An 18,691-nucleotide genomic window follows, 5' to 3' on the forward strand; every position below is an offset into this window, starting at 1 on the left:
TCGTGCTTCTTACACTAATACCGGTAATTGCAGGAAGTCTAATAAAACAACGAGTTAGAGTAGTTACCCTTGGAGCGGGTTATTGAGCTTTCGGTAGCGAATGAAAAATATAGATGAAAACGGCACCTTTCGGTGCCGTTTCACTTAACTTAGAGGACGAGAATACGCAAGGAATCGCTTTTCTGCATGTTTGAAACACCACAGAATGATGAATGTCAGTCCCATATAGAACAAACCAGCAGTTAAAAACGACTCAAACGGTGCGTAATAGCGAGAGTTAACCAGTCTCGCTGCGCCAGTAAGATCCAAGATAGTAACAATACCCGCGACCGCACTACCGTGAAGCATAAAGATCACTTCGTTACTGTATACCGGAAGAGCGCGACGCAATGCGCTCGGTAAAATGATACGACGATACGTTGCGAACTTACTCATGCCATACGCTTTTGCCGCTTCGACTTCACCTTTCGGCAAACCGTTGATCGCACCGCGAATGATTTCCGCAGTGTACGCAGAGGTATTTAACACGAATGCCACCAAGGCACAGAACCAAGCATTTTCCCAAAGTGTATCTTTTACTGGGAAAAACTGATCCATGCCGTAGTAAATCAGATACAGCTGAACCAACAAAGGTGTACCACGGAAGAAGTAAATAAACGCCCAGCTAGGTCCTGAAATAAAGAAGTTGTGACTATTTCTCGCCACAGCCAGAGGAATCGCGACGCTCAGACCAATAACTAACGCCAAACCAACCAGCCAAACCGTTGTCCACAAACCATCAAGGTAAATTGGTAAACTTTCTACAATCAATGAAAAGTCCATAACTTACCTCGCGTGAATACTGAATTTACGTTCAACGACTTTCAATAAGCCCGTTGAGATACTGGTAAACAATAAGAAAATAATGGCGACAACCATGTAGAAGGTAAATGGCATCTTAGTTGAGCCAGCAGCTAATGAACTGACACGTACCATATCTTCTAAGCCAATAATCGAAACCAGTGCGGTTGTTTTAAGCAATACTAACCAGTTGTTACCAAAGCCAGGTAATGCGTGACGAATCATCTGCGGAAGCAAAATTCTGCGGAAAGACAATGTCGCACTCATTCCGTACGCCTTAGCAGCTTCGAGCTCGCCACGATCAACCGCCATAATCGCACCACGGAAAGTTTCAGCCATGTACGCGCCAAAGATAAACCCAATCGTCAATACACCAGCAATGAAAGGGCTAACGTCGATATAATCGGGTAGGTAAGAGACCCACTCATGGTTAGGGTCGCTCGAAGCGAACCATTCATTAAGTGACTCGTTGATGGAATAAAGACTGTTATTCAGTAGAATCTGACCACCAAAGAAGATAAGCATCATCAGAACGAGGTCTGGAATACCACGAATAACCGTTGTGTAGAGTGTTGCAATAGCACGGGCCCAACGATAAGGAGCCATTTTTGCTAATGCGCCAAGCATGCCTAAGATTACCGCCAGCAGTAATGATAGTAGTGCCACCTCGATAGTGACTATGGCCCCTTTTAAAATAGAGGCTTCGTATCCTTTTAGATCTAGCATAGGTGAGTTCCTAATCCCTAAACTCATAAGATCGACCGTTAGCTACTTCTAGGAACAAGCCAACGGTCGCTTAATTACGACTTACTCGCCGTATACATCGTATTTGAAGTAACGTGCAGCAATCTCTTGGTAAACACCTTTGTCACGTAGAGATAGAATCGCAGCATCCAGCTTCTCAGTCAGGTCTTTGTCTTGCTTACGTACCGCAATACCAAAACCGTCGCCAAACCATTTAGGATCAGTTAGAGAAGGACCAACAAACTCGTAGCCTTCGCCACCTTCTTTGTTTAGAACACCTTCTTCCAGTGCCGATGCATCACCCAGTACAGCGACAACACGGCCGTTTGCTAGGTCTAGGTAAGCTTCATCAAAAGAGCCGTAACGTACGATTTCTACTTTGTCACCGTAGTTATCAGTTAGGTATTTGTCGTGAGTCGTTGCACGTTGAACCGCGATTTTTTGACCGTCTAGGTTATCGAAATCTAGGTTAGCACCTTTCTTCGCGATGAACTTGTTTGGGATAAGTGCGTATTTACCAGTGAAATCGACTTTCTTTTTACGCTCTTCAGTAATTGACATCGCCGCGATGATTGCGTCGTATTTGCGGGCTAATAGAGATGGAATGATACCATCCCAATCTTGTGCTACGATTTTACACTTCACTTGCATCTCTTCACAAAGTGCGTTGGCCATGTCAACGTCAAAGCCTTTCAGAGAGCCGTCACCTTCTGTCCAGCTAAATGGAGGATAAGCGCCTTCAATACCGAAACGAACTGTTTTCCATTCTTTCGCTTGGGCAACGCCTGTCACTGCTGTTGCTGCTAATGTTGCTGCTAATAACCACTTTTTCATTTCCATACTCCTGTGATTTTTATACTTCGATTAATGTTGTGTTTGCCGCTTATTGTTGGTTTGCGACTAGTAAATAGATGATACGAACTGTTTTAAGCGTTCCGAATCTGGGTTAGTAAATAGCTTTGAAGGATGACCTTGCTCTTCAACCAAACCTTGGTGCAAGAACATAACGTGGTTTGATACATCACGGGCAAACGCCATTTCGTGTGTCACCACCAGCATGGTACGGCCTTCTTCTGCCAAGTCACGCATAACGCCAAGGACTTCACCAACCAATTCCGGGTCAAGTGCGGAAGTTGGCTCGTCAAATAACATAACTTCTGGGTCTACTGCGAGCGCTCTTGCAATCGCCGCACGTTGTTGCTGACCACCTGAAAGGTGACCTGGGTAGTAATCTTTACGTTCGTACAAACCCACTTTTTTTAACAGCATTTCAGCGTTTTCAATTGCCTGTGCTTTAGGCACACCAAGTACATGCACAGGTGCTTCAATGACGTTTTCCAATACCGTCATGTGTGACCATAAGTTAAAACCTTGGAATACCATCGCAAGACGAGAACGGATTCGTTGTACTTGCTTTTCGTTTGCGGGTACAGCCTCCCCTTGGCGGTTATTCTTCATTTGAATGAGCTCACCATTCACCCAGATTTCGCCAGCGGTTGGAGTTTCGAGAAGGTTAATGCATCTAAGAAAAGTACTTTTACCCGATCCTGATGACCCGATAATTGAAACGACGTCCCCTTTGTGGGCTTCTAGTGAAATGCCCTTTAAGACTTCATTTTGTCCGAAAGTTTTGTGTAGTTCTTTTATATCTAGCGCTGGTACTTCATTCATGCGCCTAACTCCCTGTTATTATTTTGTCCCACTATTTTCGAATTTTGATGGTGGGTTTGTTGCAGGTCTCCACCTACATTGCGATACAAACTAGCACTACAATTTATAACATGCAACAAATTATTAACCTACAAACAGAGGATATTTAGCCATATTATATGACTATACATTCACTTTTCAGTTGTTTTTTCTTTTAATCACGCATAAAACGGTTCAAACACCGATATCTTAACCTGAAAATGAATTTTACATTTTTATAAAAATAAGATCTGTCTCAATATTCAATTTATCTTCTTCTATTTTTGGCGTTTTATTATTAACTTAATTTCATAGCAACCTGATTATGTAAATTTATTTCAGACAAAATTGCTATTATCTCGACATGCGACGCTTGTTGTGTAGTTTTCTTTCACATTCTTTCATATAGTGATCTAAATCAATCACTCCTTAGGGTTAGCAAGCTAAACTCGCCCCAAAGAATAAGCCTAAATTACGCAAGTTTTAGTTTCTTTTCGCTTCTCATCTTTAGCACGTAGGGTTTGAGCCACAGATGAGTGCTTATGGACCAACAAGCAGGACGCTAAAAAGGTTTTAGAGATCGTCACCGCACAATAACTAATGACGATTCAATAAAGATTCATTAACTTTTTTAATATATGAGGAATCTATGTCAGACGCAGTCAACAAATCGCACTCTGATTCGGATATAGAGAATAAGAGTTATCAAGAGCTGCACCGCCCGGCCTCTGAGTTTGCCAGCCGCAGTGATTACCTTGACCACGAACTACAGATCATGAAGCCTCGCCGCTTTGGTCTAAACCTTCCTGGTCGAGATTTCCGTTTCGAATTAGAAGACTTAGTACCCGCTTTAGCAGGTACCATCGGCATCATCGCAATGTACTCAGCGGTTATGATGTCTTGGGCTGATGGTCTTTCAGCCGCTTGGGATCACGTAAACCTTGGAAAAGAGTTTGCGATAGAAGTTGCTCGAGTAGAAATGCTTATCCCTGCCCTTCTTTTCTGTATTCTGTCTTCAGGTATCTTTAACCCACGCGCCAACCTTGCAGGTAACCACGGACCAATGATCCCATTGATCGGTTCAATTGCCCTTGCAGGTGCCCACCCTCTTGCTCTTGCCATTTTACTTGGCGTGTTCGGTCTGCTGTTAAGTTACTTTAAAGGTGGTTCCAAGCTGGTTAACCTCACCTCGGAAGGTACCGCAGGTGGCTTACTTATCTTCTTGGGCTTCACCGGTACCATGAGCCAAATCGGTTCGATTCAGTCTTGGGCTACTGGTCTTCAGTCTGCAGATATTGCAGCTGGCAGCATGGGCTATGTTGGCCTGATTGTTTTAGGCATCACTATCGCGATCTACGCATTCTTGGCGAAAATCAACATGCGTTGGCTTGCCATCCCGGTATGTGCGTTCACTGGCCTACTAGTTGCCCTAGTACTTGGCACAGGTTTTGACCTTCAGTTTGAAACAGAAATGGGTCTACCAAACCTAAACCCTGTTTACTGGTGGGGCAGCACTGAGCAAGGTTGGCAACTTGGCCTACCAAACTTAGAGCACTTTATTGCGTCACTCCCATTTGCGATTCTGGCGGTAGCAATGTGGTCTCCTGACTTCTTGGGCCACCGTATCTTCCAAGAGCTAAACTACCCGCGTAAAACTGAAAAAGTACTGATGGACGTAGATGACACCATGACCATGTGTTCTATCCGTCAGATGGTTGGTACAGCAGTCGGCGGTGGTAACATTACTTCGTCTTGGGGTACTTACATGATCCCAGCTGCTATCGCGAAACGTCCAATCCCTGCAGGTGCAATTGTTCTAGGTACGCTGTGTATCATCGTTGCTATCCTTGGCTTCCCTATGGACGTAGCGGTATGGCCACCAGTTATGCGTGTTGCTCTGTTGGTTGGTGTATTCCTTCCTTTATTAGAAGCGGGTATGCAAATGGTGCGTGATACGAAAGATTCACAAGCTGCAGGTATCTGTATCTTTGCATCAGTGGTAGCAAACCCTGTACTTGCTTGGGCACTAACCATGTTCCTAGATAACAACGGTCTGATTGGTGATAAAGAACGTGCATCTCGCCTCTCTTTCGCTGACAAGATAGTAATCCCAGTAGGTGTCTTTGTTATCTGTTTGGTTGCTATGCTTGCAGTTGGTATGCTAGAAAGCCAATATGGCATCAAAGCTTGGCTATAATAGAGAAATCCGTTTGGGTGGCGTCAATGCCACCCAAATTTTATTGCAACTTTTGAAGATTTATTGATTTAGTTTAAGGTTTGCAATTTTTTTTTAATTTATCCTAATAATCAAGTTGAGGGATTTAGCTTTAAAGACAGTAACAATATCTATGTTTTTATGACTGCTTTCGGTGATTGGGTTTTAAGACTATACATATTGTTATTCATTAAGAGTGTACCAAACCAGTAATGGGAGTCTGACTGGCTCAACGGTCTGACAGGTACGTGTTTTTACTACTAAAAAGGTAGGTATGTCATGGCAGAGCAATTTGCTAAAGCTTGGGAAGGTTTTGCTGCAGGTGATTGGCAAAACGAAGTAAACGTTCGTGATTTCATTCAAAAGAACTACACACCGTACGAAGGCGACGAATCTTTCCTAGTTTCTGAAGGTACTGAAGCGACCAATAAGCTTTGGGCTAAAGTAATGGAAGGTATCAAACAGGAAAACGCGACTCACGCACCTGTTGATTTTGATACTTCTGTTATTTCTACCATCACTGCTCACGATGCTGGCTACATCGAAAAAGACCTTGAAACAATCGTAGGCCTTCAAACTGAAGCACCGCTTAAACGTGCAATCATCCCTAACGGCGGTATCCGTATGGTTGAAGGTTCGTGCAAGGCATATGATCGTGAGCTTGATCCTCAAGTTAAGAAAATCTTCACTGAATATCGTAAAACTCACAACGCTGGTGTTTTCGATATCTACACTCCAGACATCCTTGCATGCCGTAAATCTGGTGTACTAACTGGTCTTCCAGATGCCTATGGCCGTGGTCGTATCATTGGTGACTACCGTCGTGTTGCACTTTACGGTATCGACTTCCTAATGAAGGACAAACTTGCTCAGTTCAACTCTCTACAAGAGAAGTTTGAAAACGGCGAAGACCTTCATATGACTATGCAACTTCGTGAAGAAATTGCAGAGCAGCACCGTGCTCTTGGTCAAATCAAGCAAATGGCTGCGAAATACGGTTTCGATATCGGTCGTCCAGCTGAAACGGCACAAGAAGCTATCCAGTGGACTTACTTCGGCTACCTAGCCGCTGTTAAGTCTCAAAACGGTGCGGCAATGTCTCTAGGTCGTACTTCTACTTTCCTAGACGTGTACATCGAACGTGATATCGCCGCAGGCAAGATCACTGAAGAACAAGCTCAGGAAATGATCGACCACTTCGTAATGAAACTACGCATGGTTCGTTTCCTACGTACTCCTGAGTACGATGAACTATTCTCTGGCGACCCTATCTGGGCTACAGAATCTATGGGTGGTATGGGTCTTGACGGTCGTACGCTAGTAACGCGTTCTAACTTCCGTTTCCTAAACAGCCTATACACTATGGGTCCTTCTCCAGAGCCAAACATCACTGTACTTTGGTCTGAGCAGTTACCTGACGGCTTCAAACGTTTCTGTGCGAAAGTATCTATCGATACTTCATCTATCCAGTACGAAAACGACGACCTGATGCGCCCAGATATGGAGTCTGATGACTACGCTATCGCTTGTTGTGTATCTCCAATGGTTGTTGGTAAGCAAATGCAGTTCTTCGGTGCTCGTGCAAACCTTGCTAAGACAATGCTATACACCATCAACGGTGGTATTGATGAGAAGTTAAAACTTCAAGTTGGTCCGAAAATGGACAAGATTACTGGTGAGTATCTTGACTACGATGAACTGTGGGAAAAAATGGACCACTTCATGGACTGGCTAGCTAAGCAATACGTGACTGCACTAAATTCAATTCACTACATGCATGACAAGTACAGCTACGAAGCATCACTAATGGCTCTACATGACCGTGATGTTAAACGTACTATGGCATGTGGTATTGCAGGTCTGTCTGTTGCAGCTGACTCACTATCAGCAATCAAGTACGCAAAAGTAAAACCAATTCGCGATGAAGACGGCCTAGCGATCGATTTCGAAATCGAAGGCGATTACCCTAAATTCGGTAACAACGATGCTCGCGTTGATGACATCGCTTGTGAACTAGTTAGCGTATTTATGGGCAAAATCCGTAAACTGAATACGTACCGTAATGCTATCCCAACTCAGTCAATCCTAACGATCACTTCAAACGTGGTATACGGTAAGAAGACTGGTAACACTCCAGATGGTCGTCGTGCAGGTACTCCATTTGCACCAGGTGCTAACCCAATGCACGGACGTGATGAGAAAGGTGCAGTAGCATCATTGACTTCAGTAGCTAAACTACCGTTTGCTGATGCTCAAGATGGTATCTCTTACACATTCTCTATCGTACCTAACGCACTAGGTAAAGATGAAGGTTCTCAACGCGCTAACCTTGCAGGTCTAATGGATGGTTACTTCCACCACGAAGCTGGCATCGAAGGCGGTCAACACCTGAACGTTAACGTTCTTAACCGTGAAACTCTAGAAGACGCAGTTAAGCACCCTGAGAAATACCCTCAGCTAACAATCCGTGTATCTGGTTACGCTGTACGCTTCAACTCGCTAACAGCAGAACAACAGCAAGACGTTATCGCACGTACATTCACTGAGTCTCTATAATCTCAGTCAATTATTGAAAAAGCCCCGCATAAGCGGGGCTTTTTTTGTTCGGGTCTGGAACAACGGTATACTAATTGCTACATTGATACCGACTCTCCTTCTTTTGCAGTAACATAATGAAAATAAAACCGATTCACTTGGTACCTCTTTGCCTATTGTCGCTTAATGTTTTTGCGTCAGAGCGTGCCACGCTCTCATTTACCTTGGACAATGACGGTGTGTTCGGCGTTGACCAAGACTACACCAATGGCGTATTTTTTAACTTTGCCACCGGCGCTATTAATCCATACCCTATCTTTAGCCCCCTAAGCCTGTCTTACTGGGGCGGAGCGTCTTTAGATAAGTTCGAGTTCGCTCTTGGGCACAAGATGTATACTCCCTCGGATATTGAAACAAAAGAACCCCTCATCAATGACCGTCCATACGCAGGCTACTTACATACCGAGTTCAATTACATCAGCTTACACCCGCAGCAGGCACAACGATTTAACCTAACGCTGGGTACAACAGGTGAGAGCTCTCTCGCTGACGAAGCGCAAAACATTGTGCACGGTATCACGGGTTCTGATGAACCGAATGGTTGGGAATACCAAGTAGAAGATAAATTTATCGGTAGCGTGGGTTATCTAAGTCACTTCAACATTGCTCGTATCCGCTCTATCGCTAATACCGATTGGGAAATCTCAAACATCTCCGAGGTCAATGTTGGTAATTTCCGCTCTGATGTGTCTACTGGTTTCATGTTGCGCTGGGGAGCGGATCTCGCAGGAAGCATGGGCGCTGCAAACATCGACAATGAAAACCCGTTTCGCGCAAGCATGTTAGGTGCCTCAAAATCAGGCTGGTTCTTATACGCGGGTGTCGAAGGTCGTTATCGCTTTAACGACTTTACTGTGGAAGGTGACCGTCCAGGTATCGAGGACAACCCATCAATTTCGAACCCCGATGCCTACGATGTATCGCTGCAAAATCTGCAAGCATCAGGTGTGGCAGGCTTCGCAATCTATAGTCACAGCTTTGGTGCTACGTTAAGTGCCACCGTGAAAACTCCAGATTATAAACACGCGCCGGAGTCTGTTTACGGTACGGGTAGTCTTTCTCTATATGCGTTTTTCTGATTGCGCTAAATAGTAAACTTCTGGCAGTCTTTATTGAGGCTGTCAGAGCGCTGTTCTACAACACCACTAATACTGCGAAGGAGTTCATTGTTCTCTTCTAACTCTTTCATTGCAGATGAAATCTGCGTCATGTTGTCTGCCATTGACTGGCTGGTCGTCGCCAACTCTTTAATTGAGGTAAAAATAACCTCGGTTTGGTGAGACGCTTCATCCGCTTTTTCTGTAATGAGCTTAAGCGCCTCCATCGCCTCATGTCCTCGTTCACGACCAGTGTTCATTGACGACTCAGATTGTCCTATGTATTGAATGACCTCTGCACTCTCTTTTTTCATCGTATCTATAGTGCCGGAAATCTCAGAAACGGCATCAACTGTTCTTACCGCAAGGCTGCGTACTTCATCAGCAACGACGGCAAAACCACGCCCTTGCTCACCGGCCCTTGCCGCTTCAATTGCCGCGTTCAACGCCAATAAGTTAGTCTGCTCGGCAATGCCATTGATAATGTCCATCACTGAGTCAACTTTCGATGACGCTTCTTCTAACTGCTTAATATGGCCCGCTGCTGAAGTTAATATGGCCCCGACTTCCTCTAAAGAACCGATCGCTGAACCAATCACTTTCGCGCCTTCTTCTGCTGCCTGAGTTGAAGAGCGGCTGATGTCTGCGACAAATTCTAACGAGTTAGAGACTTCTTGAGTCGTGACACTGACCTCTTCGGTCGCCGAGGCAAGTAGTTGAGTTTGTCCCAACACTTCTGACTGGTGATGCGCGAGTTTATCTAAGCCTTGATTGAGTTCTACCGCGTTACTACTCAACGCTAAACTGCTCGTCTGAACCCCCGATACCAACTCACCGAGGTTAATACTGCTCTGGTTGATACTCGCGGCTAATTGATTGAACTCATCATTCGGATTTTGACTTTGCTCCATACGCTGCGATAAATCGCCTTTCGACAAGCTATGCAAAATCTCTTTAGTACGATTGAGCGAACGTGACAATGAAACGTTTTGCATCGCAAAGATTGCGATAGTGAAAACCGCCAGTACCACACACGCAATCATAATCGACCATAAGGTCTGCTTGGATGAGCGCTCTGCAACATTTTGATATTCAGTACTAATACCGCCTAGTTCAGCAGTAATCGAACCAATCAGTTGCGTCATAGTTGCTTTCGTTGCCGCTACTTTTTGCTCAATCGAGGTCAACTGCTTGGAAAGGTCACTGACAGTTTGAAATGTCTGTTTGTATTGCTCGATTTCTTTTTCGTACAATTCCAACATTGCGTAGACATTCGACATACTTTCAAATGCACCCATTGCCCGGTTAAACAGCTTCAGGTTCTCTTCCGTCGGTTGCAGTAGGTAATTTTGCTGCGCTTTCACCATCGCCTGAAAGTCGGAGTTCAATGTCACCATTCCTGTCTCAGCGATTTTCTGCTCTATGATGGTTGCGAGTTGCTTTAATTGTCCAAGCTTACCCTCGTCAATGCTGAATCCGAGTTCCTGTTTCATCGACAACCATGGCGATACCGCTTGTTTAAAGTCACCCACACTCCTGGAGAGTTGTTCTCCCTGAGTGACTAGCCCAACCTGACTCAAAAACTGTGAGTCTTTGCTAATCGCGGTAACAATCTCCTCGATGCGTACCTGGGTGTCCGACACCTTAGTACCAGTCATACGATCAAGCTCACCACCTAAAGTCAGAATTTGACTTTGAGTTTGATAGATTGACAACGATCCTGCCGCAATATCAGCACTGCTTTGATATTGGCTTGTCATTTGCGACAAGCGTTCAGAAGTGAAAAAGGCGAGAGAAGCAAATCCTATCGTCAATACAAGCAAAAACAGTGTGACTTTCTGTTTCTGCGAAAGTGCAAGCATATCCATATAAAACGTCCTTCAGCAACAATCAGATGTTTAACACCTTGCCTGACGGTGAACATTGTTTGTTATTCTTATATATGTCATTTAACACTTTTATAACATAAATTTTAGTCCGTAAGTTTAATTTTTCTTATTTTCTGTTTTCTTGCCACCAAAGCCGAGAAAACCTATTTTATCCCTACCATTTGTAATAAAATAACACGCAAATAACTAAGACGAGATGAGCACATGTCAACAACTGGTCGTATTCATTCTTTTGAATCCTGCGGAACGGTAGATGGACCTGGTATTCGCTTTATTGTCTTCATGCAAGGCTGCCTAATGCGTTGTATGTATTGCCACAACCGCGATACTTGGGATACTCACGCTGGCAAAGAAGTCACAGTTGAAGAAATTATTAGTGAAGCAAAAAGCTACCGCCATTTTATGAATGCATCAGGTGGTGGTGTGACGTGTTCAGGTGGCGAGGCAATGCTTCAGCCAGAATTCGTCCGAGACTTTTTCCGCGCGGCTCAAGCTGAAGGTATTCATACCTGTCTAGATACAAATGGTTATATCCGTAAGCACACAGAAGTCATTGACGAAGTGCTGGATGCGACAGATTTGGTCATGCTCGATATCAAACACATGAAAGATGAGATTCACCATGACTTCATTGGGGTATCGAATAAACGTACGTTAGATTTCGCACGTTACTTACATAAGATCGGGCAAAAAACTTGGATTCGTTACGTCGTCGTGCCTGGTTACACCGACGATGAAGAAGCAGCGCATATGCTTGGCGAGTTTATTAAAGATATGGATAACATCGAAAAGATCGAGCTATTGCCTTATCACAAACTGGGCGCGCACAAATGGGAAGCCTTAGGCCATGATTACCCACTCGATGGTGTCAATCCTCCAAGCAAAGAAACCATGGATAAAGTTGTTTCGATTCTTGAGCAGTATCACTCAAATGTAAAATACTGATACCATCGCATTACCTTTTCGTAAAAAATACCAGTCGTTATCGGCTGGTATTTTTTTGGAGTTAACGTGCTGCTCAAAGAGTTGTTTGCATTCGTCTTGGTTTTATTGTCACTGGGGTCAATCTGGAAAGATGTAACCAAGGTATTTCTACCCAAGCTAAAAAATGAGCGTACGTTTCAACATCTAACCTTTGCTGCCATTTTTGCCTTAACCACACTGTGGTCGGCGCAAGCCAGCGTAAAAGAAGGCTTGGCGATTCATTTCCTCGCCCTCACCACCTTAACGCTTATGTATGGCTGGCGAAGCGCTTATGCGTTATCAATCGTTATCTCCATTGTATTGGCGATCATAGGCACTATTGAGTTCAGCCAACTGCCTGAGTATCTATTATTTTCTTGCTTGTTACCTATTTGGGTTAGCTATGCGGTTTTTCTCCTCAGTTACCGTTTTTTACCTCGCAATATTTTTGTCTTTATCTTTGTCGCCGGTTTTTTCAATGGCGCAATAACGGGCAGTACACACCTTCTTTTCAATAGCCTATACATCGCTTGGCATGGAACCTACGACTGGCCGACAATTATCGACAACTACTTGGTATTTGTTCCCCTGCTCGCCTTCCCCGAAGGTTTGCTGAATGGTATGTCTTTAGCTATGTTTTCAGTGTTTAAACCGGAGTGGCTAAGGGTCTTCTCTGACCGAGACTATATCTACAACCATTACCACAAAAAATAGGCTGTTTTTCTGCTGAATCTTTGTGCTTTTCATATTAAATATGTGTTGAGATCATGTTTCACTCCCGCTTGAACAGATAACCTAAGCACATTAAAAATGTATTAGATTCTTTTAGTGAGGCCACCATGGAAATGACCAATGCTCAACGCCTGATCCTATCAAACCAATACTACTTGATGTCTCAGATGGATCCGGAAAACGCAGCAAAATACCAACGCTTACAAACGATTGTTGAGCGCGGTTACGAACTACAAATGAACGAACTGAACAAAGACTTTGGTCGTTTGAGTGACGCAGAATGTAGACAAGTTATTGATATCATGGAAATGTACCATGCAATGCAAGAGTCTAACAAAATGTTGGAAGACGCTGAGCGTAAAGATGTAGACCAACGTCGACTACAGTTTCTAGGCTTTGATATCGCAACAGAGTGTCAGTTAGTGAACTACGTGCGCTTCCTTACTGACTCTGAAGGTTTGTATCCTCAATTTGATAAAGCAGACCACCACTTCAACGCACAAATGCCGATGTTAGAAAAATATCGTCGTATGCTAGCAACGTGGCGTAACTGCCCTCGACAGTACCACTTGTGCGCAAATGAATTAAGACAAATTTTTAACGCTTAAATAAATAAGCAGGCCACCAAAGAAGGTGGCCTGTTTACTTTCATAACCATGACTATCCCAAAAATCGCACTCTTACTCTAATTCCCTTCACCATTCGCCAAAAAAGACACATCCGCTGTTTACTTCTCAAGCAATGACCAAATAGCCACTGAGATATTCACCTTATAAATGTATAACTTCTCATTACCCACTCTTCGAGTTATCCAACCATAATTAGTTATCTATCAACCTCTTTGTTGGTCACTGCTGACATTCTGTGGTTCATCACAATTTGCAAATAAACACATATTTTTTAAGCAAAATTCGAAAAACAAACTAGTCTTAATTAAGAATGGAATAGCTTTTTCTATGCGGGTTGATTGCCGTTAAGGCAAGTTCAGAGGGGAATTCATTATGAGTATTTTTGACCATTATCAAGCACGCTATGAAGCAGCCAAGGATGAAGAGTTATCTTTGCAAGAATTCTTAGCACTTTGTCGGGATGATAAGAGCGCGTATGCCAATGCCGCCGAGCGTTTGCTGATGGCGATTGGAGAACCCGAGCTCATCGATACTTCGCATGATCCACGCTTGAGTCGTATTTTCTCTAACCGGGTGATTTCTAGATACCCAACGTTCAAAGACTTCTACGGTATGGAAGATGCCATTGAACAAATCGTTTCGTATCTAAAACACGCTGCTCAAGGGTTAGAAGAACGTAAACAGATCCTTTACCTACTTGGTCCTGTGGGCGGTGGTAAATCATCACTTGCTGAAAAACTGAAAGCGCTAATGCAGCAAGTACCTATTTATGTTCTGTCGGTTGACGGTGTACGAAGCCCCGTAAACGACCATCCATTCTGCTTGTTTGACGTCAATGAAGACGGCGAACTGCTTAAACGCGAATACGGTATCGATCAACGCTACTTACGCTCAATCATGTCACCTTGGGCCGCGAAGCGACTTCATGAATTTGGTGGCGACATTACTAAGTTCAAGGTCGTAAAAGTTCGTCCATCTATCCTCGATCAAATCGCGGTAGCCAAAACAGAACCTGGTGACGAAAACAATCAAGATATCTCATCATTGGTTGGTAAGGTTGATATCCGCAAACTCGAGCACTATTCACAAGACGACCCAGACGCATACAGCTACTCTGGTGCATTATGTCGTGCCAACCAAGGTTTGATGGAGTTCGTAGAGATGTTCAAAGCGCCAATTAAAGTGCTTCACCCTCTACTGACTGCAACTCAAGAAGGTAACTACAACGGTACCGAAGGCCTTTCTGCCCTACCGTTTGAAGGCATGATTCTCGCCCACTCAAATGAATCCGAGTGGCAAACCTTCCGTAATAACAAAAACAATGAGGCATTCCTAGACCGTGTTTACATTGTCAAAGTGCCATACTGTTTGCGTGTATCAGAAGAAGTTAAGATTTACCAAAAACTACTCGACCATTCAGAATTGGCCAAAGCGCCATGCTCACCGAGCACATTGGAACTCCTTTCCCAGTTCAGTATTCTGTCTCGTCTGAAAGAGCCTGAGAACTCGTCTATCTTCTCTAAAATGCGTGTATACGATGGTGAAACATTAAAAGACACCGATCCAAAGGCAAAAAGCTACCAAGAATATCGCGACTTTGCGGGTGTTGATGAAGGTATGTCCGGGCTATCGACCCGTTTTGCCTTCAAGATCCTGTCACGCGTCTTCAACTTCGACCAAACCGAAGTGGCGGCGAACCCAGTTCATCTATTCTACGTTATTGAACAGCAAATTGAACGAGAACAGTTCCCACAAGAAACCGCAGAGAAGTATCTTGAGTTTTTGAAAGGCTACTTAGTACCGCGCTATGTCGAGTTCATCGGAAAAGAAATCCAAACCGCCTACTTGGAATCTTACTCTGAATACGGACAAAACATCTTCGACCGCTACGTCACCTACGCTGACTTCTGGATCCAAGACCAAGAATACCGCGATCCAGAAACCGGACAGCTATTTGACCGCTCTGCACTAAACAACGAATTGGAGAAAATCGAAAAAACAGCTGGCATTAGCAACCCTAAAGATTTCCGTAACGAAATCGTTAACTTCGTCCTACGTGCCCGTGCAAATAACAAAGGGCAAAATCCGGCGTGGACCAGTTACGAGAAACTACGCACGGTTATTGAGAAGAAAATGTTCTCCAATACCGAAGAGCTACTACCCGTCATCTCCTTCAATGCGAAAACGTCTTCTGAAGACCAGAAAAAACACGATGACTTTGTCGCTCGTATGATGGAGAAAGGATATACCGAGAAACAGGTTCGCCTACTATCCGAATGGTACTTACGCGTACGTAAATCTTCATAGTAATGAGCCTCAACTCGACTACGCTAATAAATAGAGTAGTCGAGTACCCAAGATGTCCCTGCCAGAGCTGTTAGCTCTGGTAGAGGCGGGATGCACGATCAACATTAGTGCTTAGGCTGCGTGTACGAAAAGGGGTGACTCATGGCGCAATTTATTGACCGACGACTAAACGGCAAGAATAAGAGTGCGGTAAACCGCCAACGATTCTTGCGTCGTCACAAGGAACAAATTAAAGAGTCTGTTGCAGACGCGGTAAATCGTCGCTCAATTACCAATACCGAGACTGGCGAGGATGTCTCGATCCCTCATAAAGACATCAAAGAACCTGTTTTTCATCAAGGTCGAGGCGGCCTTAAAGAACGTGTTCATCCAGGTAACGACCAATTCATCACAGGCGACAAAATTGAACGCCCTAAAGGTGGCGGTCAAGGCGGCGGTTCAGGCGATGGCGACGCAAGTCCTGATGGCGAAGGCCAAGACGATTTTGTGTTCCAAATTTCAAAAGATGAATATTTGGATATTCTCTTTGAAGACTTAGAACTCCCTAACCTAGAAAAGAATCAAATCAATAAGATTACCGAGTGGAAAACGCATCGTTCGGGCTATCAAACCGCTGGTGTGCCCGCCAATATCTCTATTGTAAAGTCGCTCCAACAATCGCTGGCTCGTCGCACCGCGATGACGGCTGGTAAAAAGCGCTTCCTCCATGAATTGGAAGAAGAACTCGAACGCATCAAAAATAGCGAGCCCGCCCAGCTACTCGAAGAAAAACGCCTCAAAGCGGAAATCCAAGAACTGCGCGAGAAAATTGCTGCAGTCCCGTTCATTGATACCTTTGACTTGCGCTTCAAAAATTACGAGCGTCGCCCTATTCCATCTAGCCAAGCAGTGATGTTCTGTTTGATGGACGTCTCTGGTTCTATGGACCAAGCAACCAAAGATATTGCCAAGCGTTTCTACGTTTTGCTCTATTTGTTCCTAACTCGAACTTACGAGAACGTCGAAGTCGTATTTATTCGTCACCATACCCAAGCTAAGGAAGTGGATGAACATGAGTTTTTCTACTCCCAAGAAACAGGTGGTACGATTGTTTCCAGTGCTCTAAAACTCATGAAAGAGATCGTCGCAGACCGATTCCCAACCGGTGAGTGGAATATCTATGCGGCTCAAGCCTCAGACGGTGATAACTGGGCGGATGACTCGCCTCGCTGCCGTGAACTGTTAACCAAGCACCTACTGCCAAACTGTCAGTACTTTTCTTATATAGAAATTACGCGCCGCTCTCATCAAACGCTGTGGCACGAATATGAAAAACTTGAGGGTAGTTACGACAACTTCGCGATGAAAAACATCCGTAGCGTAGAAGATATCTACCCGGTATTCAGAGAGCTCTTCAGAAAGGAAACAGCATAGGGAGGCCGCTATGGCGACAACAACTAAAAAGCCAACCAAAGAGAAGATGCTGCCTGATGGACCAGATTGGACCTTTGACCTGCTCGATCGTTACCACGTTGAAATACAACGTGTTGCCGAGCACTATCGTCTCGACACCTATCCAAATCAGATTGAGGTCATCACTTCTGAGCAAATGATGGATGCTTACTCCAGTATTGGTATGCCGATCAATTATAACCATTGGTCATTCGGTAAAAAGTTTATCCAAACCGAGCAAGGGTATAAGCACGGGCAAATGGGGTTAGCGTATGAGATCGTGATCAACTCCGACCCGTGTATCGCTTATTTAATGGAAGAGAATACCGTTGCGATGCAAGCCTTGGTGATGGCTCACGCTTGCTACGGTCACAACTCTTTCTTTAAAGGCAACTACCTATTCCAGACTTGGACGGATGCAAGCTCCATCATTGACTATCTATTGTTTGCGAAGAAATACATCGCAGAGTGCGAAGAGAAGTACGGTGTCAAAGAAGTTGAGGAGTTGCTCGATTCCTGCCACGCGTTAATGAACTTTGGCGTGGATAGGTACAAACGTCCTGAGAAAATTTCAATCGCGGAAGAGAAACTGCGCCAGGAAGAGCGCGAGGCTTATTTGCAGTCTCAAGTAAATGATTTATGGCGCACCGTTCCTAAGTCCAAAATCGCTCAAGAAAAATCTAAGCAACGTTTTCCATCTGAACCTCAGGAAAACATCCTGTATTTTATTGAAAAACACGCACCTCTGCTTGAACCTTGGCAACGTGAGATTGTAAGAATCGTACGTAAGATCAGTCAGTATTTCTATCCACAGAAGCAGACTCAAGTCATGAACGAAGGCTGGGCAACATTCTGGCACTACACGATTCTCAATCATCTTTACGATGAAGGGTTGGTAAGTGAACGATTTATCTTAGAATTTCTTCATAGCCATACCAGTGTCGTCGCGCAGCCAGCGTATAACAGCCCCTATTTCAGTGGTATTAACCCATACGCATTGGGCTTCGCGATGTTCCGTGATATTCGCAGAATCTGTGAAGAGCCTACCGACGAAGATAAAGAATGGTTCCCTGAGTTAGCGGGCTCCGACTGGCTGGAAGCGGTTCACTTTGCGATGCATAACTTCAAAGATGAAAGCTTTATTAGTCAGTACCTTTCACCAAAACTGATGCGTGATTTTAAACTGTTCGCAATCACCGATGATGACAGAAAAAACTATATCGAAGTCACCGCAATCCACGACGATATGGGCTATCACGCGATCCGAGAAAAATTAGCCGCGCAGTACAACCTGAGTAATCTCGAGCCGAACATTCAAGTCTACAACGTGGATGTTAGAGGAGACCGCTCGTTAACGCTCCAGTACGTACCTCACGATAGAATTCCGCTCGATGAGAGCTACGATGAAGTACTTAAACACCTTTACCGTTTATGGGGTTTTAGCGTGGTTCTGGAAGAGGTCAAAGAGTCGGGACATCGTGAAATTTTATCGACCTGTCCGAAGAGAAATGAATACGACGGAAAAATCTAAACACAATAGATCGAAAAAGGCCCACAATG

14 protein-coding genes are annotated in these 18,691 nt (G+C 44.3%); 9 read left to right on the forward strand and 5 right to left on the reverse strand.

Annotated elements, in window-relative coordinates:
* Positions 1 to 144: 144 nt before the first annotated feature.
* From HCZ42_RS00915 to HCZ42_RS00930, 4 genes are all read right to left on the reverse strand, one after another.
* Positions 145 to 822 carry an ABC transporter permease gene (locus HCZ42_RS00915; protein ID WP_167418913.1) on the reverse strand — a complete coding sequence of 226 codons (678 nt, stop codon included), beginning with the start codon at positions 820 to 822 and terminating at the stop codon, positions 145 to 147.
* 3 nt (positions 823 to 825) lie between these two features.
* A complete protein-coding gene (locus HCZ42_RS00920) occupies positions 826 to 1,566 on the reverse strand; it encodes an ABC transporter permease (RefSeq protein ID WP_167418914.1) in 741 nt (246 codons plus the stop codon).
* An 81-nt stretch (positions 1,567 to 1,647) separates the two neighbouring features.
* The gene (locus tag HCZ42_RS00925) at positions 1,648 to 2,418 is read right to left on the reverse strand and encodes an ABC transporter substrate-binding protein (protein WP_167418915.1); all 771 of its coding nucleotides are present in this window, start codon (positions 2,416 to 2,418) and stop codon (positions 1,648 to 1,650) included.
* A 66-nt stretch (positions 2,419 to 2,484) separates the two neighbouring features.
* A complete protein-coding gene (locus tag HCZ42_RS00930) occupies positions 2,485 to 3,255 on the reverse strand; it encodes an ABC transporter ATP-binding protein (protein ID WP_167418916.1) in 771 nt (256 codons plus the stop codon).
* A gap of 667 nt (positions 3,256 to 3,922) precedes the next feature.
* Here HCZ42_RS00930 and HCZ42_RS00935 point away from each other — a divergent pair.
* The 3 genes from HCZ42_RS00935 to HCZ42_RS00945 all read left to right on the forward strand — a co-directional run bounded on the left by HCZ42_RS00935 (position 3,923) and on the right by HCZ42_RS00945 (position 9,162).
* The gene (locus tag HCZ42_RS00935; RefSeq protein ID WP_167418917.1) at positions 3,923 to 5,470 is read left to right on the forward strand and encodes a DUF3360 family protein; all 1,548 of its coding nucleotides are present in this window, start codon (positions 3,923 to 3,925) and stop codon (positions 5,468 to 5,470) included.
* A 297-nt stretch (positions 5,471 to 5,767) separates the two neighbouring features.
* Positions 5,768 to 8,044 carry a formate C-acetyltransferase gene (gene pflB, locus HCZ42_RS00940; RefSeq protein WP_167418918.1) on the forward strand — a complete coding sequence of 759 codons (2,277 nt, stop codon included), beginning with the start codon at positions 5,768 to 5,770 and terminating at the stop codon, positions 8,042 to 8,044.
* 122 nt (positions 8,045 to 8,166) lie between these two features.
* Complete coding sequence (locus HCZ42_RS00945; protein ID WP_368484163.1) at positions 8,167 to 9,162, forward strand: lipid A deacylase LpxR family protein; 996 nt, start codon at positions 8,167 to 8,169, stop codon at positions 9,160 to 9,162.
* Between the two features lie 5 nt (positions 9,163 to 9,167).
* On the opposite strand, the gene HCZ42_RS00950 is transcribed toward HCZ42_RS00945, so the two are convergent.
* Positions 9,168 to 11,048 (reverse strand): methyl-accepting chemotaxis protein, encoded by a 1,881-nt coding sequence (locus HCZ42_RS00950; RefSeq protein ID WP_167418920.1) that lies wholly within the window; start codon positions 11,046 to 11,048, stop codon positions 9,168 to 9,170.
* 225 nt (positions 11,049 to 11,273) lie between these two features.
* On the opposite strand from HCZ42_RS00950, the gene pflA reads away from it, so the two are divergent.
* From pflA to HCZ42_RS00980, 6 genes are all read left to right on the forward strand, one after another.
* Positions 11,274 to 12,014 (forward strand): pyruvate formate lyase 1-activating protein, encoded by a 741-nt coding sequence (gene pflA, locus HCZ42_RS00955; RefSeq protein WP_167418921.1) that lies wholly within the window; start codon positions 11,274 to 11,276, stop codon positions 12,012 to 12,014.
* Positions 12,015 to 12,125: 111 nt separating this feature from the next.
* Positions 12,126 to 12,746, forward strand: coding sequence for an energy-coupling factor ABC transporter permease (locus tag HCZ42_RS00960; protein ID WP_439848978.1), 621 nt, complete (start codon positions 12,126 to 12,128; stop codon positions 12,744 to 12,746).
* A gap of 125 nt (positions 12,747 to 12,871) precedes the next feature.
* Positions 12,872 to 13,372: a YfbU family protein gene (locus tag HCZ42_RS00965; RefSeq protein WP_167418923.1), complete on the forward strand. Its 501-nt coding sequence runs from the start codon at positions 12,872 to 12,874 to the stop codon at positions 13,370 to 13,372.
* Positions 13,373 to 13,765: 393 nt separating this feature from the next.
* Positions 13,766 to 15,700, forward strand: coding sequence for a PrkA family serine protein kinase (locus tag HCZ42_RS00970; RefSeq protein ID WP_167418924.1), 1,935 nt, complete (start codon positions 13,766 to 13,768; stop codon positions 15,698 to 15,700).
* A 141-nt stretch (positions 15,701 to 15,841) separates the two neighbouring features.
* Positions 15,842 to 17,113, forward strand: coding sequence for a YeaH/YhbH family protein (locus HCZ42_RS00975; RefSeq protein WP_167418925.1), 1,272 nt, complete (start codon positions 15,842 to 15,844; stop codon positions 17,111 to 17,113).
* A 10-nt stretch (positions 17,114 to 17,123) separates the two neighbouring features.
* Positions 17,124 to 18,662 (forward strand): SpoVR family protein, encoded by a 1,539-nt coding sequence (locus tag HCZ42_RS00980; protein WP_167418926.1) that lies wholly within the window; start codon positions 17,124 to 17,126, stop codon positions 18,660 to 18,662.
* Positions 18,663 to 18,691: the final 29 nt, after the last annotated feature.

Source organism: Vibrio hepatarius (assembly GCF_011806575.1).
Taxonomy (GTDB): Bacteria; Pseudomonadota; Gammaproteobacteria; order Enterobacterales; family Vibrionaceae; genus Vibrio; species Vibrio hepatarius_A.